The organism is Lebetimonas sp. JH292 (genome assembly GCF_000523275.1).
Lineage (GTDB): Bacteria > Campylobacterota > Campylobacteria > Campylobacterales > Nautiliaceae > Lebetimonas.
In genome coordinates this window covers 951,100-975,480 of sequence record NZ_ATHQ01000001.1, presented here as the reverse complement: position 1 = coordinate 975,480, position 24,381 = coordinate 951,100, and the positions used below count along the sequence as shown (strand labels likewise).

Sequence of the window (24,381 nt, the reverse complement as noted above, 5' to 3'; positions counted from 1 at the left end):
ATACACATTAAAAATTTTTAACAGGAGGAACTTGAGAAATTGAAATATATTTTTTTGCAATTGCAAGTAAATTTTTTACTTTATAAAACTCTTCTTTGAAAAGTCTATTTTCTTCTTTTTTTATATGTAAAATCTTTTTTTTAATTAAAAAATCCAAAAAATCATCTATCTTATCTTGTCTAGGGAATATTTCAATCCTATGACAAAAGAAGAAATATTTTTAATTTCTTTTTGTTTAATCTGCAAGAACACAAAAGGCACTGAAAGCTTAAAAGGATATCCATACCACACTTGTTTTAAAGAATCATAATAATTATTAAAGATAGCTTTTTTAACTAAAGAATAATCATTTACATTTAATCCCAGCTTACTTGAAAAATCATATAAATTTTCTGATGATGCTATTTCTTTAAGTTCTGATAATGATTTGTTTCCGTATGGAATAAGATATGCGAAAAATTTTTCTATTTTAAGAGAATATATTATTTTATATTTTAAAATAGTAATTAAATTAAGGACATCAACATAATTTTTTATTATTTTTTCTATATCTTTTTTATCATTTTTTGAAATTTTAAAAACAGCTTTTTTTAAATCATCAATATTCGGATTTTTTTCAAAAAAAAAGAGAGTAAATAAATGTTTTTCATTTTTATTTAGATTTTTTGTTATTTTAAAAAATAAATTTAGATAATAATTTTCTAATGAACTCAATAAATCATCGCTTTTTGGAGAAATTAAAAAATTTTTATAAACAGTTGTTTGAAGCAATGAATATAAATCAGAAAGATTATTACACTCAAAAAGTTTTTCTTTTAAAATTTCTTTTGTTTTAAAACTTCTTACTAAAGCATTCACATATGCATATTTTAATGCAGACATAATTCTTCTTTTATGCTTTCAAAAATTTTATTAATCTGTTTGTTTTCATCAAAATTTAAAAGAATATAAATTTTCTTCATATTTTTTAATTATTTCTTTTTGATAATTTTCTATTTCTTTTTTCATCTGCTCTTGTAAAATATTTTCATATTTTTTAATATCTGCCTGAAAAGATTTAAGAATTTCCCTTTTTTCTTTTTTCCACTCTTCATACATATCAGAAATTTCATCGTTTGCATCGGCAATTATTTTCAAAGCTTTTTGGTCTAATTTTGCAATATTTTCAATATTCATATAAAACCTTTTTTTTATTATATCGAAAATTTAACGCTTTGCTTTATTATTATAATATTCCTCTAAAAGCTCATAACTCTCTTTTACCTTTCTGAATTTTTTATCATATATTTTTCTGATTAATTCTGGTTTAGTCCTATGCAAATCGGGATGATATTTTTTAGCAAGTCTTCTATACTCTTTTTTTATTTTATCCCATTCATATATATTACTCACACCAAAAAGTTCAAGCGCGTTTTTTATTTTAGTTAAATATTCTTTAATAGAACCTTCTACACTAAAACTTTTAATATTTTCAAAATCCTCTTTTTTTACCCTAAATTCAACCTTATATCCCATAATGGAATGCTTTGAAATAAGGGCACTTACCAATCTTTTACTCTCCCCGTTCAACGAAACGATAATTTTATCTTCAAAAATATCCAAAATATCAAATAGAAAAATCCCTTTTATATAATTAAAAACTTTTTCTTTCGGATTTGCAAAAAGAATTTCAAACTCTTTGGAAGAAATTTTTCTAACAGTAATATAAACTGCTTTTTCATCAAATAAAACCTGATATTTTTTTATTTTTACAATACAGTCTTTTTTAAAATTTAAAATAAGTTTTTTATATGTGGCTTTATTAAAATCTTTTCTCTTTTTATACATATTGCCAATGGCGTTTATCAACAATTTGTGTTTTTCAATATTATTTTTGTCAAAATAAATTTTATAAATATTCTCTTTTATTTCAAGTTTATTGAAAGAAAGTCTGATAAATTCTATAAAACCCTTTATATTAAATCTTGAATCTATAACAACTTCAATATTGTCATTAATTTTTATTTCAAATATCCTGTCGTCCATTTTTCTTTGCTATTATTAATGTCGCAACGGGAAAAATAAGTTTTTCTTTCATTACTATTTCATAACCTTTTAAATTTTTTAAAATATCATCTTCATTCAATGAATTTATACTTTTTCCCAGCAACTTATATTCCTCTTTCATTCCAAGCAGTATCCCGGCAATTAAAGGCACTATTTTATTCATGTACCACATAATTAATTTAGCCATTAATGAATCGTTTTTTACCATTTCAACAATAGCAAAATATCCGCCTGATTTTAAATGTTTATTCAAATTCTGCATACCTTTTTCTAAATTATCAAAATTTCTAAGTCCCATAAATGAAGTTATTAAATCCGCTTTTTCATCTATTTTAAAATTTTCGGCGCTGTCTTGAATAATTATATATTCTTTATTTTCTTTTTTAAGCTTAATATATGGCTTTTCTTGAAACTGCACTTCAAATTTTTCTTCTTTAAATCCGGCACTCTTAAATTTTTCTACCATTATTTTTACCATTTCAGAGCTTGGTTCTATAAAATAAATCTTATCAAAACCTGTTTTTGCCATTTCGCCCGTAGCACTTGCCGCGTCAATCATCACCCCGTTTTTTATAAATTTTTTTATTTTTCTGATAAACAACCATCTCCAAACTTCTTCTATCCCAAAACTGACTATTTTAGTGGCCAAATCATAACGGCGGGCAAGTTTATCGTATATTTTTACATCCATTTACTTCCTTAAAATATGTAAATATTCATAAGTTTTATCTGCTTTATGATTTCTATTACTATCAGCTTTAAATCTTTGATATTCTTTTTTTACTAATTCATATTTACCATATTTAAACATAATTTCTTTCTCTTTCATTAATTTACAAAATCAAAAAGAGTTTTTTCTTTTCTTTTATCAGTAATATTATCTATATAAAACTCCCCTAATCTTTTTAAAATAGCCTTATAATATTTTTTTTCTTTTTCAATAGCAATGAATTTTCTATTATATTTTTTTGCAACATATGGTGTTGTTCCACTTCCAGCAAATGGATCAAACACAATATCACCTTCATTTGAAAAACCTAAAATTATTCTTTTTAATAACTCTTCTGGTTTTTGAGTAGGATGAAGAGCTTTACCATTTTCATCTTTTAATCTCTCTTTCCCCTGACATAAAGGTATCTGCCAAACATCTCTAAGCTGCTTTTTCCTACCATCCTTTGTTCTTTCCGGATTTAATTCTTTTAAAATTTCATAATTAAAAATCCAATTTTTACCTTTAACAGCCCAAATAATAAATTCAGTTGAATGAGTTAAAACTCTTCTTGTCAAATTTGGCATTGCATTAGTTTTTTGCCAAGTAATTATATTATTTATCTTAAATCCATTTTCTTTAAGCCCCATAGTGCATTCACCAATATTGTGATAACTACAACAAATAAAAATACTTCCATTTTCTTTTAATATTCTCTTACAAGCTTTTATCCACTTATTTGTAAAGTCTTTATACTCTTCAAAACTCATCTTATCCCATGCTTCATTTACCATAAAATAATCTCCACCTGTCTTATTACCAACGAGTTTTAATCCATTACCACTTAAATTATAAGGAGGATCTGCAAAAATGAGTTGAATTGAATTATCTTCTATTTTATTTTTATCGTTTAAAACATTAAGACAATTATCATAATATATTTTATTTAACTGCATAAATTTTCCTTTAAAAATGACTAAAACATTAGGGTCTAAATAAGGAGCTATAAAAACACCAAATGCTTTTTTTTGAAAATTATGTCTTCCAATATGTCTAATAACATCTATTACATGAAAGTTAAATTCTTCTCTTTTTTTTTTTTTTTCATCAAATATTTTTTGTTTATTATCTTCTAAATTAACTTTTTTTAGAAATGTTAAATAAATAAAGAATTTTCTTCTTTTGAATTATTAAAAGTTTTCAATTCATTAAAAACTTCTAAAAACAATATGTAAATGTTTTTTTTCTTTTAGTTTATTTGCTAAATATTTCTGTTTTAAAAATTTTTCTAAATCAAAAATTTTGATAAGTATATATATTAATGACAAAAAATATCTTTATATAGAATTTATCTTTCAAATTTGCTTCAAAAATATAAAAAAAATAAATTATTTATAATATTTCTCAAAATATTATCAACTAATCCCAAATCTACCAATGGAGATGTTTTTTGTCTTGCATCTTTTGCTTTATTTTTTGAAGTTTCTTTTGCTAATCCTTCTTCTAATAACATCAAAATAAATTTCTTGTAAATCTTTCCAATTTTTATCAGGATAAATATTTCTTAATTCTTTTAATCTAATAAGTTGTCTTTCTATTTTATATTTTAATTCACTTACTCTAAAAGAAGTAGTTCCATAACTCCAACTATATGTTTGACCTCCACAAAAAACACTCTTTCTTTATGATTATTTATCTCACTCTTCCCACTTCTAAAATCCCTATACTCTTTTTCAAAAACTTCCACTTTTCCTTTTTGTTTTAGTATTCTAAAAATGTCTTCATCACTAATTCTTGCATTACTTCTGCTATGGCCTTTATCTTTCATATTATTATAACTAAAAAGAATATATTTAGCTTTGGCATTTTTTATCAAGTCTTCAAAAAATTTAACAGCTTCTTTTTGATTATATCCGCTTTTTAAACGCCTTGTATCAAACTTTCCAGCAACTCCTTTAACTTCTGGTTTTTGCCATAAAGCTAAATTTTCTAAAAGATGATACATATTTGAATATTGCCTTGAATTATAAGGAGGATCAATGTATAATATATCACACTCAATTTCTCTAATTAAAGTATTTGCATCCATATTATAAATCTCATTATTTTTATTTCTTTTCAAATCAATATCAGGCATTTTTAATTTAAATTCTTTTTCTTTTATCTCTTTTTTTATATACGCATCATAATGTCCAACTGTATTTGCTATTTTATCAATCGCATAAATTAAAGAAGTTAAAAGAATATTTTTCTCCTTAACATTTATTTTACTTTCCAAAAACCAATTATTTATTTTTTTTCTAATAGCCCCTATTTTAATAGCATTTTTTTTACAAAAATATTTATCTCCAAAATTTATAGAAAAATAATTTTCTTCAAATACACTTAGATTATTTAGTTCATCTATTAATTTCAATATCTTTTTCTCATCAAATTTTTCATCGCTCAAAAAAGCTCTCAAAGACACATAATTATGATATAAAAAATCATTAACAATTATCTTTTTATTTTCTTCATTAAAAAAAGCTCCTACGCTTCCAGTCCCGGCAAATATATCACAAAAAGAATAAAAATTTTTTACATTTTCATCTATTACTTGTTTTATTAAATCTAAAACTTTTGTTTTATTTCCTAAATATCTTCTTTGATTAATTTTAAATAAATCTATCACCTGCTCCACACTATCAAATCATCTCTTTTTTCTATATGTAAAATCTCAATTTCATCATTTGTTTTATAATTTATTCTATCAAAAATCTTAGGAGTTATTATAAATACTTTCCAATCCACAAAATCTTTAAAAATGTTATAAAGTCTCTCTCCTCCTTCAACCATAATAAACTTATAATCATTTATTTTTTTCTAAATTATCCTCTATAAAAACTTTTCTTCCGCTTATATTAAACAAAGGAATAGTTTTATCAAATTCTTTTTGTTTTGAATAAATAAGCACATCAGGGGCTTTTCCGTTTACTCTTCTGCTGTCAAGTGTAGGTCTGTCAATTCTAACGGTATTCCCGCCTATTACTAATAAATCAATTTTATCTCTTATCTGATGCACCCACTTTAAAGAGCTTTCAGAACTTATATATCCGCCTGTAATTACCCCGTTTAGACTCTGGGCTAACTTAAAAAATATAAATTTATCTTTATTCCATTTGATAAAAGGTTCAATTAAATCAAAACATCTTTTATCATTAACAACTCTCACTTCAATTCCTCTATTCTTAAGCATTTCCGCCCCACCACTGTGTTCAATAATTGGGTCTAGCCAGCCAATTGTTACTTTTTTTGGTTTTAAAATTGAAATTAAATTAGCGCAGGATGGAGTTTTTCCTATGTGAGAGCAAGGCTCAAGCGTTACATAAATCTGGGCATCATTAAAAAAATTGTTATGATTTTTTATCAAAAATTCATGGATTTCTTTTGCAGTTTTTAGTTTCGGGGTTTTTTGAAAAAAAGAAAAGGCTTTAAAAAGAGCATTTACTTCGGCATGGGGTTCTCCCGCTTTTTTATGGACATCTGTAAAAATTTGATTTTTTATCAAAACAGCACATCCGACAGCCGGATTCGGATAGGTTAGAAGCTGATATTTCCAGGCTTCATTAATGGCAAGTTCTAAGGCTTTTATTTTAAGCCTTTATAATTATTCCAATCAACATATGTTTTTGCTTTTTTTATATCTTCAAACTTTACTTTTTCATCGCCGATTTCTGCAACATCTCCGTCAAAACTTTTTAAAATTCCTTTTATTTTTTTACCTTCGGCTGTTTTAACTTTTACCCTCTCGCCTATACTTTTTTCAAAATGCTCTTTTTTGGTAAGTTTTCTCTCAAGCCCCGGTGAGCTTACCTCAAGAAAATATCTCTCTTTTATAGGCTCTTCCACATCAAATATAGGAGAGAGCATATTGTTTATGGCTTCGCAGTCGTTTAAATTAACGCCGCCCGGTTTTGTTATATAAATTCTGAAATATTTGTGTCCGCCCTCTTCTGTAATTTCAACATCATAAAGGTCACAGCCGTAATTTTTAACTGTTTTTTCAATAATTTCTTTTAAATTATTCACCTTTTGCCTTTATTTTTTCAAACAATTCTTCCATTTTATTTTCTTTTTCAAGAAGTTCGTCAAATGTAAAAGTTAAATTTGGGACTTTAAACCAGCCGGTTGATTTTAGGCAGTAATTTTGAATATATCCTCTTGCCTGTTTAAGCTGTTTTAAGGCCTCGCGTTGTTCTTTTTCATTTAAATAACTTTTTTCTAAATATACTTTTGCATCACTTCCATCGCGGGAACAAACAACATCAACAACCCCAAGGCCTCTGATTCTGCTGTCATTCATCTGAGCAAGCACTTCAGGAATAATTTCTTTAAGCAGGGATTCTTTTCTTTGGACTTTTATACTTTTACCCATTATTATCCTTCAAAAGAGGCTTTTTCTTCAATTTTTTTATAAGTTTCGAGTATATCTCCCACTTTAATATCGTTAAATCCTTCAATCATAATACCACATTCAAAACCTTTTCCCACCTCTTTTACATCCTCTTTAAATCTTTTAAGAGATGCAAGTTTACTGTCGTAAATAACAACGCCGTCTCTTATAACCCTTACAAAATCGCCCCTGTGAACCATACCGTCTATTACATAACATCCAGCAACGGTTCCGACTTTAGGTACGTTAAACGTGTCCCTGACCTCAATAGTTGCTGTTACTTCTTCTTTTATTTTAGGAGTCATCAAACCGCTTAAAAGTTCTTTTATATCATCAATTAAATCATAAATAATAGAATATGTCCTTATCTCTATTCCTTCTTGTTTAGCTTTGTTTTTAGCCCCGTTTGTAGGTCTTACATTAAATCCTAAAATAATAGCTTTAGGCTCGCTTGCTTTTGCCAAAATTACGTCATTTTCCGTTATAGCCCCTACATCGGAATGAATAACATCCACTTTTACTTCCTCGTTTTTAAGTTTAGCTAAACTTCCTTTAATAGCTTCAACACTTCCTTGGGTATCCGCTTTTACAATTACAGGAAGTTTTTTAAGTTCACCCTCAAGTATCATTTTTTGTAAATCTTCAAGCGTTGCTTTTGTTGACTTGCTTCTTTCTTTGGCTTCAAGATAATTTTTCCATTTTTCGGCAGTTTCTTTTGCCTCTTTATCACTCTCTACAACCACTAAATTATCCCCTGCGATAGGAGCTTCGTCAAATCCTGTAATTTCCGCAGGCTCACCCGGTTTTACCTCTTTTTTCTGTTTTCCCAAATCATCTATAATTAATCTTACCCTTCCATGGGTTATTCCGCATACAAAACTGTCCTGTTTTTTAAGTGTTCCGTTTTTAACTATAACTGTTCCTACCGGACCTTTTCCTTTTTCTATTCTGCTTTCGATTACAATGGCTTTTGCAGGGCATTTTGGGTTGGCTTTAATTTCCATAATTTCAGACTGCATCAAAATTGTTTCAAGCAAATCGTCTATGCCTTCGCCCGTTTTTGCCGAAACTCCTACGAATTCATATTCTCCTCCCCATTCAACAGGGGTTATTCCCATTTCAGCAAGCTGTGATTTAACCAAATCAGGATTGGCCTGAGGTTTGTCTATTTTATTTACCGCCACTATAAAAGGTACCTCGGCGGCCTGGGCATGGGCAATAGCTTCTCTGGTTTGAGGCATAACACCGTCATCAGCAGCGACTACAATAATTGCAATATCTGTAACCTGTGCGCCTCTTGCCCTCATTTCTGTAAACGCTTCATGCCCCGGTGTATCGATAAATGTAATTTTTTTACCGTCTTTTTCCACCATATAAGCACCGATATGCTGGGTAATTCCTCCGGCTTCTTTTGCAGTAATTCTTGAATTTCTTATTTTATCCAAAAGACTTGTTTTTCCATGGTCGACATGCCCCATAATAGTCACAATAGGAGGTCTTTGTTGCAAATTATCTGAATCTTTGCATTTTTCATCATATTTTTTTATATAATCAAATTCCGCAAGAGGGTCATATATTTCTATGTTTGAGCCAAATTCCTCTGCAAGGGTTTCGATATATTCTTCACCCAAAAAGTCGTTTTTATCCCTCTCTTCCCCAAGAGCTCTTAATGCTTCAATCACATCCTCTATAGGTTTTTTGATTAAAGTTGCAAATTCATGGACTCTTACTTCTTTTGGAATTCTTATAATCTCGATTTTGACTTCTTTTTTCTTTTTTCTTTTTCTCTTAAGCCCTTCTTTTATTAATCCGCCTTCGCTTACTTTTTTTCTTTTAACAGTTTTAACCGCTTTTTTTTCTTGTTTTTTATCTTCTGTTTTTAAAGTTTTTTTTGTTTTTACTTTTTCACTTATTTCTTCGTCTTTTAATGAAACATCATTAAAATAGAGATCCAAAAGCTCAACCTGGTTTTCTTCTATAACGTCCATATCTGCCAAATCCACATTAATAGTTAATTCTTTTTCCTGAATTTTTTTAGGTCTAGCAGGCGCCTTTTTAACTGTTTTTTTAACAGCTTTGGTATTTTGTTCTTCTTTAATTTCCGTTTTTGGTTTTTCTTCCTTAGGCTCTTCTTTTCTTTTAACGAGAGTGATACCCTGTTTTGTTTTTTTAACCAAATCGTTAAATGTTTTTCTTCTGCGTCTGGCAGGTTTTTTTTCTTCTTCTTTTTTTACTTCCTGTTTTTTTTCTTTTTTTACCTCTTCTTTAGGTTCTTTTCCTTTATTTAAAAAATATTCCTGAATTTTAGCCGCTTCAAGGGGTGTAATTTCACCTCTTGCTTTAGCTTCTATCCCGATTTCTTTTGCAAGTTCAACCAGTTCTTTTGCTTTAAGACCCATTTCTCTTGCAACTATTGATACCTTTATCTTCAAACAAACTCCTTTTCTTTAATGTAAAATGGAAAATGAAAAAGTTAAAATTTTCTGTTTTGCTTCATCTTTATTAAAATGACATAATTTTGAAATATATCTTACAAATTTTTTTGAATTTATGCATTTTTCACATACATAAAAACTTCTGCCATTTCCTGTGAATTTAATTAATTCATTATTAATGCACTGTAATCTGTACAAATTACTTTGCTTTTCCCTTTTTCTGCAGGCAACGCACATTCTAATCTGTTTTTCATTTCCTATTTCACATTTATTTTTACTATTCACTGTTCACTCTTCTCTAATTTCACCGCTAATTATATACTTTAACTCCCAAATTGTCAAAATTCAATATTTTAACACTAAAATCTTTAAAATTATCTTTTAAAGCGGCATAAATACTATATGCATCATCTTTATACGCCATATTAAAAAACGTTGAACCGCTTCCGCTGAGTGTGGACATTAAAGCGCCTTCCCTCAAGGCTATTTCCCTTACCTTAAACAGTTCAGGAACCAGCCTCATCCTGTTTTCCTGATGAATTCTGTCCTCTACAATATATTTTAAAATATCAAATTTTTCAGAAAAAAATGCAGCGGTAATCATCGAGGAAGATGAAATATTACTAACCACATCTTTTAGAGAATAATATTTTTTTAACGCTTCTCTGCTTCTCTGGGTTGAAATAGGTCTGTTTGGAATTACAATAACAGCCCTTAGGTAAGTTGGAATAAATTTTTTAAGAAAATAAACCCTGTTTTTTCTCAGTTTTGCAACACAAAATCCCCCAAGTGTCGCAGGGGTGATATTATCGGGATGCGGTTCGTAATTTAGTGCCAAATTTATAATTCTGTCTTTTTTATACGGGACCTGAGCCATTTCATATGCAGCCGTAATCGCGGCTATTATTACAGCCGAACTGCTTCCAAGCCCGCGCGAGAGAGGTATTTTATTATTAAATTTAAATTTAAATTTTACTTCTTTATCTGTCAAATATTTATAATGTTCACTAAATATATCCACAAAATAATTTCTCGGAAGTTTTCTTAAAAAATCGGCATTTTCGCCGTATATCTCTATTTCTGTTGTTTCACTGGGTAAAATTTCTATTTCATTTCTCAAATTAAGCGCCAAACCTAATGTGTCAAACCCCGCACCTAAATTTGCGCTTGTAGCCGGAACCGTTATAATCATAAAAACCTTTCAAACTGCTTTTAACACATAAAGAGGCGAATTATCCGCAGAAAAATCATCTTTATTTAAAATTTCCGGTAAAAAAAATTCGCCTTCTTCTAAATTTTTTTTAAGTGTAATTATACCCTCTTTTTTTACAAAATAACTCTTCCCGACAGCTTTTATGGGTCTATTGTTATTAAAATAAAATCCGTCGGCTGCAAATAATTTAATATTTTTTGCTGTTTCAAGGGTTTTAAAAAACACAAAAGCTAATTTTATGGACATAAAACTTCCCGGCCCTTTGGAATAGAAAATGGAATTGACTTTATATTTTTTTAAAATTTCATCGAATATTTCAGGCAAAACATCACTTGTTAAACCTTCTTTTTGTACAGTTTTTATTAATCTGTTATTCTTATAGATTCCAACTTTTACGGGCTTTGAAATTACAACTGCTACAACATCAACCAAAGGCTTTGACAAGTGAAAACTCCTCTTTTGAAAAAGTTACTGTTTCATAGGCTTTTTGTTCAAACAGTTTTATTGTTAATAAATGATTCAAATGATGCCCGCTGGCAAAAGCTTCGTATCTGCCTATAAAATTTCCGCCAAGCAGACTCATATCTCCTATTGCGTCAAGAATTTTATGTCTTACAAATTCATCATCAAACCTAAGGGTGTCATTCAAAATCCCTTTGTCATCAAGAACTATGGCATTATCCAGGCTTCCACCGAGTGCAAGACCCATGCTTCTTAAATACTGAACTTCTTTTAAAAATCCGAAAGTCCTCGCCCTGGCTATCTCTTCAATATAATTTCTGGTGGAAAAAACAAATTCTCTTTTTTCTTTTCCTATTACAGGATGGGAAAAATTTATTTCAAAATCAAATGAAATTTTTTCATCGGGTTTAAGCCTTGCAAATTTTTCGCCTTCTTTTATTTCAACTTCTTTAGTAATTCTTATAAATTTTTTTGGGGCTTCAAGCTCTTTTATACCGGCTTCTTGCAGGAGCATTACAAAACTTATCGCACTTCCGTCCATAATGGGAACTTCATCATTATCCAAGACTATTCTTAAATTATCTACTCCAAAAGAGTAAACGGCACTCATCAAATGTTCTATTGTGGAAATTACCACGTCGTTTTTGCCTATTACAGTGGCCATTTTGGTATCCACGACATTTTGAGGTTTTAATTCAATACTTACACCTTTATCGCTTCTGTAAAATATTATTCCACTGTTTTCTCCCAAAGGTTCAAGCCTTAATTTTACAGGCACCCCTTTATGAAGGCCTATGCCTACCGCTTCCACTGCTTTTTTAATTGTTCTTTGTTTCACTCCAGTTCCCTTTTTCCGTCTTTTGTAAATACGGTTAATTTTTCTACTGTTCCGATATTTTCGCCTTTATAAAAAATCGTCCCTTTTTTATTTTTTTTTACTATCAAATATTCGCCCTCACAAACAATATTACCTTCGCATTCCCCGAATATTTCAACATTTCCGGAAGTTTTTATTTTAGCTCCTGCATTAATTCTGTTTAAAAATATCAAATTTTCATCACTGTCTATTTCAACTCCCGCTCTTATAATTTTATCATAAATTTTTGTATTAACACGTTTTTCTATAATTTTTTCTTTTTCAATAATCTTAACTTCTTTCGTTTTTTCCTTTTCAGAAGTAAAAATATTGTTTTCAACAATATAGTTTAATTTTTTTTCTTTTAAAAAATTTTCTATTGCCTCATTATTTTCTTTCAAAAAAAAATAGTAATTTTTAACCAGAGCATATTTTGATTCTACAACATTTTTTAATTTTTCATAATCTTCCACTATAAAAGCCCTTATGGTTTTTTGCCTCATTTACCTATAAGCCTTTTTGATGAATTGATTATATTTATAATGTTTACTCTTATCCAATTGCTATCCATCCATTCATAAGGATTCACGGCAATTCCCTGGATATAAACACCAAAATGCAAATGATCTCCTATAGCACCTCCTGTATTACCGGTTCCAGGCACATCAAATTCCGACGTATGGGCATATAATGAATAAAGTCCCAATTTATGATAAATAATTAATGTATTTCCGTAAATTCCTATCCATTTTTCTGCTACCACTTTTCCATAATTACTTGCAAATATTTTTGCTCTTTTAATCTTAGCAAGATCTATTCCTTCATGTATTGAATATAAAATGAGTTTATTTTTATATAAATAATGTCTTTTTATCTCCCAAATCTGCTTCTTTTGCGCTTCTCGGAAGCGGATTAAATCTTGCAATGGAAAAATTATTTATCCTATTTTCATATACATCGCTTGTCAATTTTGAAATTTCTTCATTATTCAGTTTTCTGACATATTCGTTTTCTTTTTTAAATATACTGACAGAGTCGCTTGGAATGCTTACCTTCATTTTTTGTAAAATCGGTATGGCTTTATTTTTTATATAATTATCGGTAATTACAACTTTTTTAGAAATGTATTTATATTTTTTCCAATATAGAGGAATATGAGCTGTTGATTTATTGCCTGCATAATCCATTGCAACCAGATTTGCATCAAATGTCTTTTCTTTCACCGGCCATGCAATTAGCGCCGCATAATAGTTTTTTTTATAAAAAGGTGTAAGTTTAAATTTATATTTGTTATCGACCAATATATATGCATTTTTTAAATTGTCATCTGCCACTTTTACAACGACCGCTGCACTCCCGCCGTTTCCTATGGCATAGGAATTATTTACAATCTCGGCATCAGGGGCAGTTGTATCAACTTTTAGGGTTACCTCTTTTTTTGCTTCGTTTCCGGCAAACCAGTTCCATTTTGAAGTATCCACGGCACTGATTACAAGTTTTATTTTTTTAGAAGAAACAGGCGGAAGTTTTATTTCAAGTTTTATGTTTTTTCCGAAATTCCCGCTTTTTTTAACAAGCTCTTTTGCATTGGAATCCGTAATCAATGTCACATTATAGGATTTTATACCGTTGTTATCGCTCAAATCTATTTCCACAGGGTTTTTTAAATTTGTAAAACCATTTGTTTTAACCTTAATTTCAGGAGGAATTCTTTCAAACATAGGGGAAAACCAGACAAATCCTCCTGCAGCTATTATTAAGACTAATATAAAAATCCATAATTTTTTCATAAAATTTCCTTTATATCATTTTTAAGCATTTCTTTTATTTTTTTAAAATCAAATTCTTTAATTGTAGCCCCGGCTGCCCTTATATGCCCGCCTCCGCCGTATTTAACAGCAATTTTACTTACATCGGCGTAATCCTTGCTTCTAAGGGAAATTTTTATTCCCTCATCTTCTTCCCTGAGTAGACATGCTACTTCAACTGTTGCAATAGCTCTTACACTGTTTACTATAGTATCTGTATCTTCTTTTATCGCCCCGGTAATTTCCATCATCTCTTTTGTAACTTCAACAAAAGCGGCTTTTCCATCACAACATAATTCTATTGTATCGTAAGCTTTTGCAAGTAATCTGAGGCGTGATAGCCTGTCCCTTTGAAAGAGCATTTTAGCTACATAATTTGGCTCTACCCCGCATTTTACAAGTTCTGCCGCCATTTCGAACACTTTGTCGTTTACACTTTCATACTGAAAACTTCCTGTATCGGTTACAAGTGCCGTATACATACATATTGCGCTATCTTTATCAATTTCAACATTGTTAGCTTTTAACATATTAAATATAACATGTGAAGTAGATGCCGCATTTGGTTCTATAAGGTTAATATCGCCATAATTTGTATTTGAAATATGATGGTCTATATTTATAAGAAAAGAGGGTTTGCCTTCAAGTCCCAGTCTGTCAAAACTGCCGCAGTCAAATGAAATGATTAAATCTATTTTTTTAGGCAATCTGTCTGTTATTTTATTAAAATTAGGTAAAAAATCCAAATACTGCGGCAGAGGTTTTGTAATATTAAAAACAGTCACTTTTTTATTCATTTTTTTTAAAATAGGATATAAGCTCAATGAACTTCCAAGAGCATCTCCGTCGGGATTTACATGGGCTATCAATAAAATATTGTCTGAATTTATTATTTTTTCCCAAACCTGTTTATATAAATTCATATATTAGCCTTTTTTATGGAATTATAACAAATAATAAAATAGTGAGTTGTGAGTAGTGAGTTGTGAGTGGTGAATTAAAAAATTCCTATAACTACTAACTACTCACCATTCACTACTCACTTTTATATTACAAAACGTAACAAAAAAATTTTAAAAAATAACATTTAAGCAAAACTTAAGGTTTGTGTGTTATATTTCTATTACAAAAAAAATAAAGGAGTTAAAATGGCAGTAAAAATTACTGATATTTGCATTAATTGCGGGGCTTGCATAGACGAATGTCCTGTAGAAGCAATTGTAGATGACAGCGAAAACCCAACAGGAGAAGAAACATATTATGTATATCCTGACAAATGCGTAGAATGTGTTGGATATTATGATTCTCCGGCATGTGCTGAAGCTTGCCCTACTGAGGGATGCATAGTTTGGGACGAATGCAAAGAAGGCCAAACCTGCAGAGAAGACAGAGGAGAACCTGGTACTCCTGTAATCGAATAATCCCCTCTTCTTTTTTTCTTCATTTTTTTGTATAATTCCTCTCTAAAAAGCTAAGGAGAGATAATGGAACAGACACTTTCAATAATTAAACCTGACGCTGTAGCTAAAAATGTTATTGGAAAAATACTAAATAGATTTGAAAATAAGGGATTTAGAATTGCAGCTATGAAAAAAATTAAATTAAGCAAAGACGACGCTGCAAAATTTTATGAAGTACATAAAGAAAGACCGTTTTTTAATGATTTATGTGAATATATGAGCAGTGGACCTGTTGTAGTTATGGTTCTTGAAGGTGAAAATGCGGTAGCTAAAAACAGGGAACTTATGGGAGCCACCAATCCTAAAGAAGCGGCAGAGGGCACAATTAGAGCTGATTTTGCTGAGAGTATTGAAGCAAATGCAGTTCACGGCAGTGATTCCCTTGAAAATGCAAAAAAAGAAATCGCATTTTTCTTTGCAGGCAGGGAGATTTTGTAATTGAATATTCAAAAAAAAATTAATAATATTCAATTTATCGGCAATAGTGAAAAAAAAGGTGATTTTTATTTAGTAAAAGGAAAAATCACCGGTACATTAGAAGTGGAATGCGTTAAATGTTTAAATACTTTTGAAAGAAAAGTTGACGAAGAGGTTAAATATAAAATTGTAAAACCTACTTATCACGGTTTTGATGATGAGTATGATATAATTGAACAAGAAAAATTTGATTTAGATGAAATACTAAAAAGTGAAATAGAGAGTTTAAAACTTGATTATAATATATGCGAAAAATGTAAAAACAAAGAATTTAACAAAGAATTTTAAGGAGAAACAATGGCAGTTCCAAAAAGAAGAAACTCTAAAACAAGAGGAGCTAAAAGAAGAACACATTATAAAATCAGATTATCCAGTGTTGTAAAATGTTCAAACTGCGGGGCTTACAAAAGACCTCACAGAGCATGCCCAAGCTGCGGTGAGTATTAATGAAAATAGCGATTGATGCAATGGGAGGGGACTTCGGTCCCGGGCCTATTATCGAAGGTGTTGTTGAAGCACTGAAAAAGAAAGATTTTACCGCTTATTTGGTGGGAGATGAAAAGAAAATAAAACCTTTAATTCCAAAAAATTTACAAGAGAGAGTTAGGTTTATAAATAGTGAAGATGTTATAAGTATGAGTGACAGTGCTACAGATGCTGTAAGAAGAAAAGAATCCACTATTTATAAATCTATTGAATTACTTAAACAAAAACAGGTTGACGCAGTTGTTTCAGCCGGTCACAGCGGAGCCACAATGAGCCTTGCAACACTCAGACTCGGCAGAATAAAGGGAATAAAAAGACCTGCTATTGTAACTTTTATGCCGAATATCAAAAAATCATATACACTTGTGCTTGATGTAGGTGCAAATGTTGACTGTGATGCAAATAATTTATATCAGTTTGCTTTAATGGGTGAAGAATATGCAAAAGTGGTTTTAAATAAAAACACTCCAAGTATCGGGCTTTTAAGCAACGGTGAAGAAGAAAGCAAAGGAAACTCCGTTACCAAAGAAACTTTTAAAATATTAAAAGAAAACTGCAAAGCTTTTATCGGAAATGTAGAAGGCTCTGACATATTTAAAGGCGGAGTGGATGTTGTTGTATGCGACGGTTTTATAGGAAATATTGTTTTAAAAACAAGCGAAGGTGCGGCAGAAGCCATATCAACTTTAATAAAACAGGAAATTTATGCCTCAGGGCTTCTTCAGAAAATAGGTGCACTTTTATTAAAGCCCGTATTCAAAGGTCTAAAAAAAGCAACAGATTATGCAGAATACGGAGGTGCACCTCTTCTTGGAATAAACGGATGTGTTATTATAAGCCATGGGAAAAGTAATTCCAAAGCCATAAAAAATGCAATCTTCCAAGCCGTAAAATATATCGAAAACGATGTAACACAAAAAATAGAAAATTCCCTAAAGGTTCATAATGTATGCAAGTTTTAAAAGTATAGGGGCATATGTTCCTCCTAAAATTTTAACAAATAAAGATTTGGAAAAAATAGTAGATACTACAGATGAATGGATAACAAAAAGAACAGGTATAAAAACAAGACATATCGCTGAAAATGAGGTAACAAGTGATTTGGCGTATAAAGCTTCGGTTGATGCACTTAATAATGCCAAAATGAAACCCGAAGATATTGATATGATTATTTTAGCCACAATAACACCTGATTATTTCACAATGCCCTCAACCGCATGTTTAGTAGCTGAAAAACTGGGGATTACAGCGCCTGCAGTGGATATCAGCGCCGCTTGTACCGGCTTTATCTATGCCCTTGCCCAGGCAAAGGCTTTTATTGAAAGCGGGGTATATAAAAACATATTGATAATCGGTGCAGAGACACTCAGTAAAATAGTAAACTGGAAAGACAGAACCACCTGTGTTTTGTTTGGTGACGGGGCGGGAGCCGCAATTATAAGTGCAACAGAGAAAAAAGAAGAAGCCATAACAGATATAGATATAAACGCCGACGGTAAATATAAAGATTTTTTAATAACACCCGGCAGAGGTGTAAAATATGGATGTGAAAGCGATAGAATCTGGCTCGAAATGAAAGGTAACGAAACATTTAAAGTCGCCGTTAAAACATTGTCCCAGTCTGTAACCGATATATTAAAAAGAAACAGTATGACAAGCAGAGAAATAGACTGGTTTATTCCTCATCAAGCAAATTACAGAATAATTGATGCTGTTGCAAGAACCATTAAAATGCCAAAAGAAAAATCTGTTTTAACCGTTCATAAATATGGAAACACTTCTTCTGCTTCAATACCTATGGCAATAAATGATTTATATAAAATTGGAAAAATTAAAAAAGGCGATATTATGCTTCTTGACGCTTTCGGAGGCGGATTTACATGGGGAAGTGCGATAGTCCCTTTTAATCTATAAGATTTCTTTCCAAATCATCAAGAGCCAATAACACATTACCTTCAAGTTCGGGAATATGGGAAAAAGATAAAGAATATGCAATTTTAATTCCGTCTACTTCAAAATTATCTAATGATTTTCTTATTCTGTTTATTATTTTTTCCGTTACATCAAGAGGAGAAAATGTTATTATTTTAAATCTAAAATCGTTTCTGAAAATAAAATCTATATCTCTCAGCATATTTTTTAATTTATCGGCAATTGCTTTTAATATTTCATTTACTTTTTCTCTTCCGTATAATCCCTCAATTACCCCTGTGTTTTTAATATCTATATAAATAATTCCGAGAGGTTTGTCGAAATCCTTGTATTCTTCAATCAACACTTCAAAATATTTTTCGTTATAAACACCTGTAAGAGGATCTTTTATTACAATATCAGCAATTCGTGCACTTATCATTTTAAAACTAACTTCACCGATAAGCTCGTTGTTTTTAATTACAGCTACTTTTTTTAAATTGTTTGAACGCATATAATAATACGCATCTATAATATTTGTATCATAATTTAAAACATTTATTTTTTTAGGATGTTTTTTGATATACTCCAAAACATTTACATCCAATTCATTACTCAAAAGCACATCTAAAAAATCAATATGTTCAAACATAAAAACAGGATATTTATTTTTTGTCAGATAAATTGAATCCGTTTTATATTTATTTGATAAAACAATTAATTCTTTAATTGTCATATCTTTTACTTCATTACACTCTTTATAATAAACGTCTTCGACATATTTTTCTATAATCATTTTTTAATCCTTACATAAGGTATCATTATTGTAGCATAAAATCAAACTTTATGGTATAATTTCATCTCAATTTGAGTAAGGAGCTTAAAATGCCTAAAATGAAAACAAACAGAGGGGCGGCTAAAAGATTCAAAGTTAAAAAAAGCGGTAAAATCAAAAGAGGAAGCGCTTTTAGAAGCCATATTTTAACTAAAAAATCACAAAAAAGAAAAAGAAATTTTAGAGCCCCTAAATATGTTGCAAAAGTAAACTACAAAGAAGTAAGAGAACTTTTAGGAGTTTAGTGTAGAAGTGGCCAAGTGGGTAAAAGACCCCGCCTAAAAGGCTAAGTTGCGAAAGTTTGCACGCCAAAAAACAAGGAGAAATAATGAGAGTAAAAACAGGAACGGTAAGAAGAAAAAGACATAAAAAAATATTAAAAATGGCTAAAGGCTTCTATTCTGGCAGAAGAAAACATTTTAGAAAAGCCAAAGAACAGATTGAAAGAAGTCTTGTATACGCTTTTAGAGACAGGAAACAGAAAAAAAGAGATTTCAGAAAATTATGGATTGTAAGAATTAATGCCGCATGCAGATTAAACGATATTAGTTATTCAAGATTTATAAACGGGCTTAAAAAAGCCGGCATCGAACTTGATAGAAAAATACTTGCCGATTTAGCTATGAACGAACCTGAAGTTTTTGCTGCGGTTGTTCAAAAAGCTAAAGAGGCACTATAAGGAGAGATAAATGAAAAAAGGTATACATCCCAAATATTTGACTTGTCAGGTTACATGCACATGCGGTCACACTTTTGAAATACTTTCAAATCAACCTACACTCAGAATTGAAGTATGCGATAAATGTCATCCTTTCTATACAGGACAGGAAAGAAACTTAGACAGAGGCGGAAAAGTAGAGAAATTTAAGAAAAAATACGGCTTAAAATAATTGATATATTTTGTTCCAACACCAATTGGAAATTTAGCCGATATTACAAAAAGGGCTCTTTTAGCCCTTGAAAATTCCGAAATTATATTTTGCGAAGACACAAGGGTAACAAAAAAACTTCTGAATCTGTTAAACATCCCACTAAATAAATTTTTTATTTCGATGCATTCACATAATGAATCAAAAATAATTAACAGCCTGGATATAAATCTTTTGAAAACTAAAGAATGCTCTTACGTCAGTGATGCCGGAATGCCAGGAATAAGTGACCCAGGTAGTAAATTAATTCGGTTTTGTCAGAAAAACAATATACCCTATACTGTTTTACCGGGACCAAGCGCTTTTGTAACAGCTTTTGTTGCAAGCGGATTTGAAGGTGAATTTTGTTTTTATATGTTTTTACCAAATAAAGGAAAAGAAAGAACCGATAAATTATATGAAATTATGCAAACAGGCAAAATTTCTATTCTTTACGAAGCTCCTCACAGAATTGAAAAACTGATTAAAGAAATTCAAAAAATAGATGAAAACAGAGAAATTTTTCTAATAAAAGAAATATCAAAAATTCATGAAAAATTTATAAAAGCAAAAGCAAAAGATATAAAGTTAGATAATACTAAAGGCGAATGGGTTGTTGTAATAAACAAAGCCGAAAAAACAAAAACACTAAATCTGACTTATGAAGACATATTAAACCTTAACCTTCCCATAAAAGAAAAATCAAAACTTCTTGCTAAAATAAGTGAAAAATCACAAAAAGAGATATACAATTCACTGTTAAATAATGGATAATTGAGAATATAAAATGGAAAATTAATAATTTGATATAATAATGATAAAAAGGTAATTTTATGAATTATCAATATAATAACTTCTATGAAATACTTGAAAAAAATGCAAAAAATTTAAAAAACAAACCTGCCTATTTTCTAAATAACAGAAAAATTTCCTGGGAGAGAGTCAAAAAAAAAGTTGACACATTTGCCAGGGCTTTGGAAATAATAGGTGTTAAAAAAGGTGATTTAGTTCCTGTTTTAGTTGGAAATTCAATAGAATTTATTGTTGCAATTCTTGCCATACAAAAACTCTCTGCCGTTGCCGTACCGGTTAATACGTTTTTAAAAGAAGAAGAAATTACTTTTATTTTAAATGACACTGAAGCTGAAATTTTAATAGCTTCAAGCAAATTTAAAAACAATCTAAAAAATATAAGAAACAATACAAATATTAAAAAAATTATTTGGGAAGGTGAAGTTGAAAATATAGATGAAAATAATATCTCTTTTTCTGAAATACTCTCAAACTTTGAATCTCATGAAGTAAAAGAACTTCCTAAAAGAAATGATTTGGCGGTAATTATTTATACATCCGGAACTACCGGAAAACCAAAAGGGGCAATGCTTACATACAAAAATTTTTTCTCAAACATCTACGGGATAAATGAGCTTATTAAACTTACAAATAAAGACAGATTTATAGCATATCTTCCTATGTTTCACTCATTCACCCTGACTGTTAATATTTTACTTCCAATGTTTTACGGTTCCCCTGTTGTAATAATACGCTCAATTATGCCTTTTAGTAAAATTATTAAAGAGACTCTACTAAAAAGAGTTACAATTTTCACAGGTGTTCCGGATGTTTATTCAGCACTCTCAAGGGCAAAACTTCCTTTTTATTTTCATTGGTTTAATAAAATAAGGTTTTTTGTTTCAGGAGCCGCACCTCTCGCCGGGGAAGTGCTGGAGAGATTTTCAAAAAAATTCAAAAGGGCAAAACTGCTTGAAGGTTACGGACTTAGCGAATGCTCCCCTGTAGTGGCGGTCAACAGAGCCGAGCTTCAAAAACCTTCTTCAGTCGGCCCCGCAATTCCGGGAGTTGAAGTAAAAATAGTAAATGATGAATTAATTGAAGTGCCGAAAGGAGTTGCCGGTGAAATTATCGTAAAAGGCGATAATGTCATGAAAGGCTACTATAAAAGGGAAGACGCCACTCAACAAACCATTATTAATGGATGGCTGCTTACGGGAGATATTGGAAAAATAGATGAAGACGGGTATATTTATATACTTGATAGAAAAAAAGATTTGATTATTTCTAAAGGCGTAAATATTTATCCAAGAGAAATAGAAGAAATCTGCCTGAAATTTCCGGGAATTAAAGAGTGTGCGGTAATTGGAAAAAAAGAAAATAATGATGAAATTCCTGTTGCATTTATTGAGCTTGAAGACAATGCAGAATTTAATGAAATAGAATTTAAAAAATACTTAAAAAAACATCTTGCAAATTATAAAATCCCAAAAGCTTTTTATGTAATAGATGAACTTCCAAAAAATGCCACCGGAAAAGTTTTAAAAAGAAAATTAAGAGAAAATATTGAGGAATATATGAAATGAATATTTCAAAAGAAAATGAAGAGCTGATAAAAAATCTTGAAACATTAATTGAGAGGACTTATGAAGTAGAAAACGAATTTATTGAATTAAAAAACATATTAAATGGGGTTATTGAATTTTTACCACATGCTCTATGGGTTATAGATGAAAATGAGGAAATTATTGCCGAGAATTCTAAAACCAATGAGTTTAATTTTATTCCAAATGAAGGGGAAATAGAGATAAATGATAAAGTCTATTTAATCAGAAGCTCAAAAATTGAAAACAAAAAAATAATAAGCGCAACAGATATAACTGAACAAAAAAGAAATGAAAGATTAATCTCAATGGGTCAGATGGCAGCACATTTAGCACATGAAATAAGAAACCCAATAGGTTCTATTTCCATACTTTTGTCTTTATTAAAAAAAGAATGTCCAAACAATGAATTAATTAATGAAGCAAAAAGCTCAATTTTCAGGATTGAAAGAATAATTAAATCGACTCTTCTTTTTTCAAAAGGCTTAAAACTTAATAAAAGAATCTTTTTTTTAAGCGAATTACAAAAAGATTTGGAAGAGATTATAAAATATTATTCATATTCTAAAAACATAGAATTTATATTCTTTTTACCTGACATTGAAATAAATGCCGATTATGATTTAATATTACTCGTTCTTCAAAATATGTTAATAAATGCGATTGATGCAATAGAAGAAGATGAAAATGAAGAAGGATTAATTGAAATTTTATACGATAAAAAAGATAATTATCATATTATTAATATTTATGATTCCGGAAAAGAAATAGAAGATAAAAATATACTTTTTACACCTTTTAAATCCACAAAAACAAAAGGTAACGGTCTTGGACTTGCTTTAAGTAAGGAAATTATAGAAGCTCATAAAGGAAAGATAGAATTAGCTAAAGAAAAAAAAGGATTTAGGATTTATCTTGCCTATTTAAATAATAGATTTTCACATTCCTCTTTACTTACTCCATCTCCGTCATCACATACAATTAATCCGCTTGAGCTGTCATAATGAAATTTTAAATCTTTTGAAGAATTGTATTTATATTCGTATTTATTATCATCATACTCTTCAAAACAGCCTGAATTTTTATTCCCGCAACTTAAAACAGGCACTTTTAAAACATAAGAAAAAAGTTTGTTTGTATTTTTACCCTCATCTAATTTTTTAGGATAACCTGTATTATTGTCAAAATCGGTCAATTCCGTCAGCCCCGATCCATTTAAAATCATCATTTACAACCCACTGAGAATGAATATTGTCAATTGAAGACTGGACAGAAGTAATTATTGATTTAAGCGCGGAATTTTTTGCATTTGTTGTAAGATTGGTAAACTTAGGTATGGCCACAGAGGCCAGAAGACCTATGAGAACAATTACAAAAATAATTTCTATTAATGTAAATGCTCTTCCCATTAATTATTTTTGTGTTGCTAAATTTATAGTATAGGAAGTTCCAGTTGGTGAACAATCTAAACCATGAGCTTTTAAATAACCTTCAGCTGCTTTTCCTTGATCTGATGTGGTATCACAATAATTTGTTACAGTTGCTGTACCATTATTGTTATAAGAAATAGTGGCATTTAAATCAGTATATCCGCTTCTATATGTAGCAGTTTTATTGTCAGTTGATACTGTCCAATAACCGCCTTGAAATTTATAGAAATTAGTTATATTTAACTCATTATCTTTAATTCCTCTCAATTCTGATGCATTCAGATAAGCACTTGCTCCACCACTTCCGTTTAAATCATTTATTGCCTCTAACAATGGCGCTGCCTCTGCATTTTGTTTTAGATTTAAAAATTTAGGAACTGCAACTGCTGCTAAAAGACCGATAATTACAATAACAAAAATTAATTCAATTAACGTAAAACCTTTTCTCATTTCTACTCCTTTTTAAATTTTAATAATTATACTACATTTTTTTTTAAAATCAAGTGAATTAATAAAT

The 24,381-nt window shown here is 29.9% G+C and carries 36 protein-coding genes and 1 pseudogene; 12 read left to right on the top strand and 25 right to left on the bottom strand.

The features are described from left to right. Nucleotides 1-165 precede the first annotated feature (165 nt). The 21 genes and pseudogenes from DZ64_RS0106190 to DZ64_RS0106095 all read right to left on the bottom strand — a co-directional run bounded on the left by DZ64_RS0106190 (nucleotide 166) and on the right by DZ64_RS0106095 (nucleotide 14,884). A complete protein-coding gene (locus DZ64_RS0106190) occupies nucleotides 166-882 on the bottom strand; it encodes a V-type ATPase subunit (RefSeq protein ID WP_024789852.1) in 717 nt (238 codons plus the stop codon). 48 nt (nucleotides 883-930) lie between these two features. Then, nucleotides 931-1,176, bottom strand: a complete 246-nt coding sequence (locus tag DZ64_RS0106185; protein ID WP_024789851.1) for a hypothetical protein — start codon at nucleotides 1,174-1,176, stop codon at nucleotides 931-933. Between the two features lie 30 nt (nucleotides 1,177-1,206). Next, a complete protein-coding gene (locus DZ64_RS0106180; RefSeq protein ID WP_024789850.1) occupies nucleotides 1,207-2,025 on the bottom strand; it encodes a DnaJ domain-containing protein in 819 nt (272 codons plus the stop codon). Further along, complete coding sequence (locus tag DZ64_RS0106175; protein ID WP_024789849.1) at nucleotides 2,006-2,737, bottom strand: class I SAM-dependent methyltransferase; 732 nt, start codon at nucleotides 2,735-2,737, stop codon at nucleotides 2,006-2,008. Before DZ64_RS0106175 ends, DZ64_RS0106180 begins: the two co-directional genes overlap by 20 nt. Next, a pseudogene (locus DZ64_RS14160) lies at nucleotides 2,738-2,857 on the bottom strand (modification methylase); the annotation flags it as partial. It lies immediately after the preceding gene. Nucleotides 2,858-2,874: 17 nt separating this feature from the next. Next, complete coding sequence (locus tag DZ64_RS0106165) at nucleotides 2,875-3,711, bottom strand: site-specific DNA-methyltransferase (RefSeq protein ID WP_024789848.1); 837 nt, start codon at nucleotides 3,709-3,711, stop codon at nucleotides 2,875-2,877. 410 nt (nucleotides 3,712-4,121) lie between these two features. Continuing rightward, on the bottom strand, nucleotides 4,122-4,268 hold the full coding sequence (locus tag DZ64_RS12345) for a hypothetical protein (protein ID WP_156922628.1): 147 nt from the start codon (nucleotides 4,266-4,268) through the stop codon (nucleotides 4,122-4,124). A gap of 102 nt (nucleotides 4,269-4,370) precedes the next feature. Continuing rightward, complete coding sequence (locus DZ64_RS0106150; protein WP_024789847.1) at nucleotides 4,371-5,426, bottom strand: DNA adenine methylase; 1,056 nt, start codon at nucleotides 5,424-5,426, stop codon at nucleotides 4,371-4,373. Beyond that, complete coding sequence (locus DZ64_RS13320) at nucleotides 5,423-5,590, bottom strand: hypothetical protein (RefSeq protein ID WP_236618675.1); 168 nt, start codon at nucleotides 5,588-5,590, stop codon at nucleotides 5,423-5,425. The genes DZ64_RS0106150 and DZ64_RS13320 overlap by 4 nt, the downstream gene beginning before the upstream one ends. A gap of 13 nt (nucleotides 5,591-5,603) precedes the next feature. Further along, entirely contained in the window at nucleotides 5,604-6,365 is a 762-nt protein-coding gene (gene ribD / locus DZ64_RS10840; RefSeq protein WP_236618731.1) for a bifunctional diaminohydroxyphosphoribosylaminopyrimidine deaminase/5-amino-6-(5-phosphoribosylamino)uracil reductase RibD, read from the bottom strand. A gap of 17 nt (nucleotides 6,366-6,382) precedes the next feature. Continuing rightward, on the bottom strand, nucleotides 6,383-6,823 hold the full coding sequence (rimP, locus tag DZ64_RS0106140; RefSeq protein ID WP_024789846.1) for a ribosome maturation factor RimP: 441 nt from the start codon (nucleotides 6,821-6,823) through the stop codon (nucleotides 6,383-6,385). Further along, nucleotides 6,816-7,169, bottom strand: a complete 354-nt coding sequence (rbfA, locus tag DZ64_RS0106135; RefSeq protein ID WP_024789845.1) for a 30S ribosome-binding factor RbfA — start codon at nucleotides 7,167-7,169, stop codon at nucleotides 6,816-6,818. Before rbfA ends, rimP begins: the two co-directional genes overlap by 8 nt. Before the next feature lie 2 nt (nucleotides 7,170-7,171). Next, nucleotides 7,172-9,586 (bottom strand): translation initiation factor IF-2, encoded by a 2,415-nt coding sequence (infB, locus tag DZ64_RS0106130; RefSeq protein WP_369792118.1) that lies wholly within the window; start codon nucleotides 9,584-9,586, stop codon nucleotides 7,172-7,174. A gap of 48 nt (nucleotides 9,587-9,634) precedes the next feature. Next, a complete protein-coding gene (locus DZ64_RS0106125) occupies nucleotides 9,635-9,907 on the bottom strand; it encodes a DUF448 domain-containing protein (protein ID WP_236618674.1) in 273 nt (90 codons plus the stop codon). Nucleotides 9,908-9,932: 25 nt separating this feature from the next. Then, a complete protein-coding gene (thrB, locus tag DZ64_RS0106120) occupies nucleotides 9,933-10,814 on the bottom strand; it encodes a homoserine kinase (protein ID WP_024789842.1) in 882 nt (293 codons plus the stop codon). Between the two features lie 9 nt (nucleotides 10,815-10,823). After that, a complete protein-coding gene (locus DZ64_RS0106115; RefSeq protein WP_024789841.1) occupies nucleotides 10,824-11,279 on the bottom strand; it encodes a hypothetical protein in 456 nt (151 codons plus the stop codon). Further along, on the bottom strand, nucleotides 11,260-12,135 hold the full coding sequence (gene lpxC, locus DZ64_RS0106110; RefSeq protein WP_024789840.1) for a UDP-3-O-acyl-N-acetylglucosamine deacetylase: 876 nt from the start codon (nucleotides 12,133-12,135) through the stop codon (nucleotides 11,260-11,262). Before lpxC ends, DZ64_RS0106115 begins: the two co-directional genes overlap by 20 nt. Continuing rightward, nucleotides 12,132-12,656, bottom strand: coding sequence for a septum site-determining protein MinC (locus DZ64_RS0106105; RefSeq protein WP_024789839.1), 525 nt, complete (start codon nucleotides 12,654-12,656; stop codon nucleotides 12,132-12,134). Before DZ64_RS0106105 ends, lpxC begins: the two co-directional genes overlap by 4 nt. After that, the gene (locus DZ64_RS13315) at nucleotides 12,653-13,078 is read right to left on the bottom strand and encodes a M23 family metallopeptidase (protein ID WP_236618673.1); all 426 of its coding nucleotides are present in this window, start codon (nucleotides 13,076-13,078) and stop codon (nucleotides 12,653-12,655) included. The genes DZ64_RS0106105 and DZ64_RS13315 overlap by 4 nt, the downstream gene beginning before the upstream one ends. After that, nucleotides 13,005-13,943: a hypothetical protein gene (locus tag DZ64_RS10835; RefSeq protein WP_051429999.1), complete on the bottom strand. Its 939-nt coding sequence runs from the start codon at nucleotides 13,941-13,943 to the stop codon at nucleotides 13,005-13,007. Before DZ64_RS10835 ends, DZ64_RS13315 begins: the two co-directional genes overlap by 74 nt. Next, a complete protein-coding gene (locus DZ64_RS0106095) occupies nucleotides 13,940-14,884 on the bottom strand; it encodes a bifunctional oligoribonuclease/PAP phosphatase NrnA (RefSeq protein WP_024789838.1) in 945 nt (314 codons plus the stop codon). The genes DZ64_RS10835 and DZ64_RS0106095 overlap by 4 nt, the downstream gene beginning before the upstream one ends. Before the next feature lie 225 nt (nucleotides 14,885-15,109). Between DZ64_RS0106095 and DZ64_RS0106090 the strand changes: the two genes are divergently transcribed. From DZ64_RS0106090 to DZ64_RS0106065, 6 genes are all read left to right on the top strand, one after another. Next, nucleotides 15,110-15,382: a 4Fe-4S dicluster domain-containing protein gene (locus DZ64_RS0106090; protein ID WP_024789837.1), complete on the top strand. Its 273-nt coding sequence runs from the start codon at nucleotides 15,110-15,112 to the stop codon at nucleotides 15,380-15,382. 63 nt (nucleotides 15,383-15,445) lie between these two features. Beyond that, nucleotides 15,446-15,859 carry a nucleoside-diphosphate kinase gene (gene ndk / locus DZ64_RS0106085; RefSeq protein WP_024789836.1) on the top strand — a complete coding sequence of 138 codons (414 nt, stop codon included), beginning with the start codon at nucleotides 15,446-15,448 and terminating at the stop codon, nucleotides 15,857-15,859. Further along, nucleotides 15,860-16,186, top strand: coding sequence for a DUF177 domain-containing protein (locus DZ64_RS0106080; protein WP_024789835.1), 327 nt, complete (start codon nucleotides 15,860-15,862; stop codon nucleotides 16,184-16,186). It begins immediately after the preceding gene. Nucleotides 16,187-16,195: 9 nt separating this feature from the next. Beyond that, a complete protein-coding gene (gene rpmF, locus DZ64_RS0106075; RefSeq protein ID WP_024789834.1) occupies nucleotides 16,196-16,345 on the top strand; it encodes a 50S ribosomal protein L32 in 150 nt (49 codons plus the stop codon). After that, nucleotides 16,345-17,346, top strand: coding sequence for a phosphate acyltransferase PlsX (gene plsX, locus DZ64_RS0106070; RefSeq protein WP_084029351.1), 1,002 nt, complete (start codon nucleotides 16,345-16,347; stop codon nucleotides 17,344-17,346). The genes rpmF and plsX overlap by 1 nt, the downstream gene beginning before the upstream one ends. Then, nucleotides 17,330-18,298 carry a beta-ketoacyl-ACP synthase III gene (locus DZ64_RS0106065; protein WP_024789832.1) on the top strand — a complete coding sequence of 323 codons (969 nt, stop codon included), beginning with the start codon at nucleotides 17,330-17,332 and terminating at the stop codon, nucleotides 18,296-18,298. The genes plsX and DZ64_RS0106065 overlap by 17 nt, the downstream gene beginning before the upstream one ends. Here DZ64_RS0106065 and DZ64_RS0106060 read toward each other — a convergent pair. After that, complete coding sequence (locus DZ64_RS0106060; protein ID WP_024789831.1) at nucleotides 18,288-19,091, bottom strand: diguanylate cyclase; 804 nt, start codon at nucleotides 19,089-19,091, stop codon at nucleotides 18,288-18,290. The two genes, DZ64_RS0106065 and DZ64_RS0106060, sit on opposite strands and share 11 nt — an antisense overlap. Nucleotides 19,092-19,180: 89 nt before the next feature. On the opposite strand from DZ64_RS0106060, the gene rpmI reads away from it, so the two are divergent. The 6 genes from rpmI (at nucleotide 19,181) to DZ64_RS0106030 (ending at nucleotide 23,438) form a co-directional block, all read left to right on the top strand. Next, nucleotides 19,181-19,375 (top strand): 50S ribosomal protein L35, encoded by a 195-nt coding sequence (gene rpmI / locus DZ64_RS0106055; protein WP_024789830.1) that lies wholly within the window; start codon nucleotides 19,181-19,183, stop codon nucleotides 19,373-19,375. A gap of 80 nt (nucleotides 19,376-19,455) precedes the next feature. Next, complete coding sequence (gene rplT, locus DZ64_RS0106050; protein WP_024789829.1) at nucleotides 19,456-19,809, top strand: 50S ribosomal protein L20; 354 nt, start codon at nucleotides 19,456-19,458, stop codon at nucleotides 19,807-19,809. Between the two features lie 10 nt (nucleotides 19,810-19,819). Beyond that, nucleotides 19,820-20,020 carry a 50S ribosomal protein L31 gene (rpmE, locus tag DZ64_RS0106045; RefSeq protein ID WP_024789828.1) on the top strand — a complete coding sequence of 67 codons (201 nt, stop codon included), beginning with the start codon at nucleotides 19,820-19,822 and terminating at the stop codon, nucleotides 20,018-20,020. Further along, nucleotides 20,021-20,812: a 16S rRNA (cytidine(1402)-2'-O)-methyltransferase gene (gene rsmI / locus DZ64_RS0106040; protein ID WP_024789827.1), complete on the top strand. Its 792-nt coding sequence runs from the start codon at nucleotides 20,021-20,023 to the stop codon at nucleotides 20,810-20,812. It abuts the gene before it with no gap. Between the two features lie 59 nt (nucleotides 20,813-20,871). Further along, on the top strand, nucleotides 20,872-22,416 hold the full coding sequence (locus tag DZ64_RS0106035) for a long-chain-fatty-acid--CoA ligase (RefSeq protein WP_024789826.1): 1,545 nt from the start codon (nucleotides 20,872-20,874) through the stop codon (nucleotides 22,414-22,416). Then, nucleotides 22,413-23,438 (top strand): PAS domain-containing sensor histidine kinase, encoded by a 1,026-nt coding sequence (locus DZ64_RS0106030; RefSeq protein ID WP_024789825.1) that lies wholly within the window; start codon nucleotides 22,413-22,415, stop codon nucleotides 23,436-23,438. The genes DZ64_RS0106035 and DZ64_RS0106030 overlap by 4 nt, the downstream gene beginning before the upstream one ends. On the opposite strand, the gene DZ64_RS0106025 is transcribed toward DZ64_RS0106030, so the two are convergent. From DZ64_RS0106025 to DZ64_RS13895, 3 genes are read right to left on the bottom strand one after another with little or no spacing between them, the layout of a single operon-like run. Continuing rightward, nucleotides 23,354-23,662 (bottom strand): hypothetical protein, encoded by a 309-nt coding sequence (locus DZ64_RS0106025; RefSeq protein WP_024789824.1) that lies wholly within the window; start codon nucleotides 23,660-23,662, stop codon nucleotides 23,354-23,356. The genes DZ64_RS0106030 and DZ64_RS0106025 overlap by 85 nt on opposite strands. Beyond that, nucleotides 23,616-23,843, bottom strand: a complete 228-nt coding sequence (locus DZ64_RS14155; protein ID WP_084029347.1) for a prepilin-type N-terminal cleavage/methylation domain-containing protein — start codon at nucleotides 23,841-23,843, stop codon at nucleotides 23,616-23,618. The genes DZ64_RS0106025 and DZ64_RS14155 overlap by 47 nt, the downstream gene beginning before the upstream one ends. Before the next feature lie 3 nt (nucleotides 23,844-23,846). Next, entirely contained in the window at nucleotides 23,847-24,314 is a 468-nt protein-coding gene (locus tag DZ64_RS13895; protein WP_024789822.1) for a type II secretion system protein, read from the bottom strand. Nucleotides 24,315-24,381 lie beyond the last annotated feature (67 nt).

Coding starts and splice junctions, on each gene's coding strand:
- DZ64_RS0106190 (WP_024789852.1), bottom strand. CDS start 882: ATGTCTGCATTAAAATATGCATATGTGAATGCTTTAGTAAGAAGTTTT.
- DZ64_RS0106185 (WP_024789851.1), bottom strand. CDS start 1,176: ATGAATATTGAAAATATTGCAAAATTAGACCAAAAAGCTTTGAAAATA.
- DZ64_RS0106180 (WP_024789850.1), bottom strand. CDS start 2,025: ATGGACGACAGGATATTTGAAATAAAAATTAATGACAATATTGAAGTT.
- DZ64_RS0106175 (WP_024789849.1), bottom strand. CDS start 2,737: ATGGATGTAAAAATATACGATAAACTTGCCCGCCGTTATGATTTGGCC.
- DZ64_RS0106165 (WP_024789848.1), bottom strand. CDS start 3,711: ATGCAGTTAAATAAAATATATTATGATAATTGTCTTAATGTTTTAAAC.
- DZ64_RS12345 (WP_156922628.1), bottom strand. CDS start 4,268: ATGTTATTAGAAGAAGGATTAGCAAAAGAAACTTCAAAAAATAAAGCA.
- DZ64_RS13320 (WP_236618675.1), bottom strand. CDS start 5,590: ATGGTTGAAGGAGGAGAGAGACTTTATAACATTTTTAAAGATTTTGTG.
- rbfA (WP_024789845.1), bottom strand. CDS start 7,169: ATGGGTAAAAGTATAAAAGTCCAAAGAAAAGAATCCCTGCTTAAAGAA.
- infB (WP_369792118.1), bottom strand. CDS start 9,586: ATGGGTCTTAAAGCAAAAGAACTGGTTGAACTTGCAAAAGAAATCGGG.
- thrB (WP_024789842.1), bottom strand. CDS start 10,814: ATGATTATAACGGTTCCGGCTACAAGCGCAAATTTAGGTGCGGGGTTT.
- DZ64_RS0106105 (WP_024789839.1), bottom strand. CDS start 12,656: ATGAGGCAAAAAACCATAAGGGCTTTTATAGTGGAAGATTATGAAAAA.
- DZ64_RS10835 (WP_051429999.1), bottom strand. CDS start 13,943: ATGAAAAAATTATGGATTTTTATATTAGTCTTAATAATAGCTGCAGGA.
- DZ64_RS0106095 (WP_024789838.1), bottom strand. CDS start 14,884: ATGAATTTATATAAACAGGTTTGGGAAAAAATAATAAATTCAGACAAT.
- DZ64_RS0106090 (WP_024789837.1), top strand. CDS start 15,110: ATGGCAGTAAAAATTACTGATATTTGCATTAATTGCGGGGCTTGCATA.
- ndk (WP_024789836.1), top strand. CDS start 15,446: ATGGAACAGACACTTTCAATAATTAAACCTGACGCTGTAGCTAAAAAT.
- rpmF (WP_024789834.1), top strand. CDS start 16,196: ATGGCAGTTCCAAAAAGAAGAAACTCTAAAACAAGAGGAGCTAAAAGA.
- plsX (WP_084029351.1), top strand. CDS start 16,345: ATGAAAATAGCGATTGATGCAATGGGAGGGGACTTCGGTCCCGGGCCT.
- DZ64_RS0106065 (WP_024789832.1), top strand. CDS start 17,330: ATGTATGCAAGTTTTAAAAGTATAGGGGCATATGTTCCTCCTAAAATT.
- DZ64_RS0106060 (WP_024789831.1), bottom strand. CDS start 19,091: ATGATTATAGAAAAATATGTCGAAGACGTTTATTATAAAGAGTGTAAT.
- rpmI (WP_024789830.1), top strand. CDS start 19,181: ATGCCTAAAATGAAAACAAACAGAGGGGCGGCTAAAAGATTCAAAGTT.
- rpmE (WP_024789828.1), top strand. CDS start 19,820: ATGAAAAAAGGTATACATCCCAAATATTTGACTTGTCAGGTTACATGC.
- DZ64_RS0106035 (WP_024789826.1), top strand. CDS start 20,872: ATGAATTATCAATATAATAACTTCTATGAAATACTTGAAAAAAATGCA.
- DZ64_RS0106030 (WP_024789825.1), top strand. CDS start 22,413: ATGAATATTTCAAAAGAAAATGAAGAGCTGATAAAAAATCTTGAAACA.
- DZ64_RS0106025 (WP_024789824.1), bottom strand. CDS start 23,662: ATGATGATTTTAAATGGATCGGGGCTGACGGAATTGACCGATTTTGAC.
- DZ64_RS14155 (WP_084029347.1), bottom strand. CDS start 23,843: ATGGGAAGAGCATTTACATTAATAGAAATTATTTTTGTAATTGTTCTC.
- DZ64_RS13895 (WP_024789822.1), bottom strand. CDS start 24,314: ATGAGAAAAGGTTTTACGTTAATTGAATTAATTTTTGTTATTGTAATT.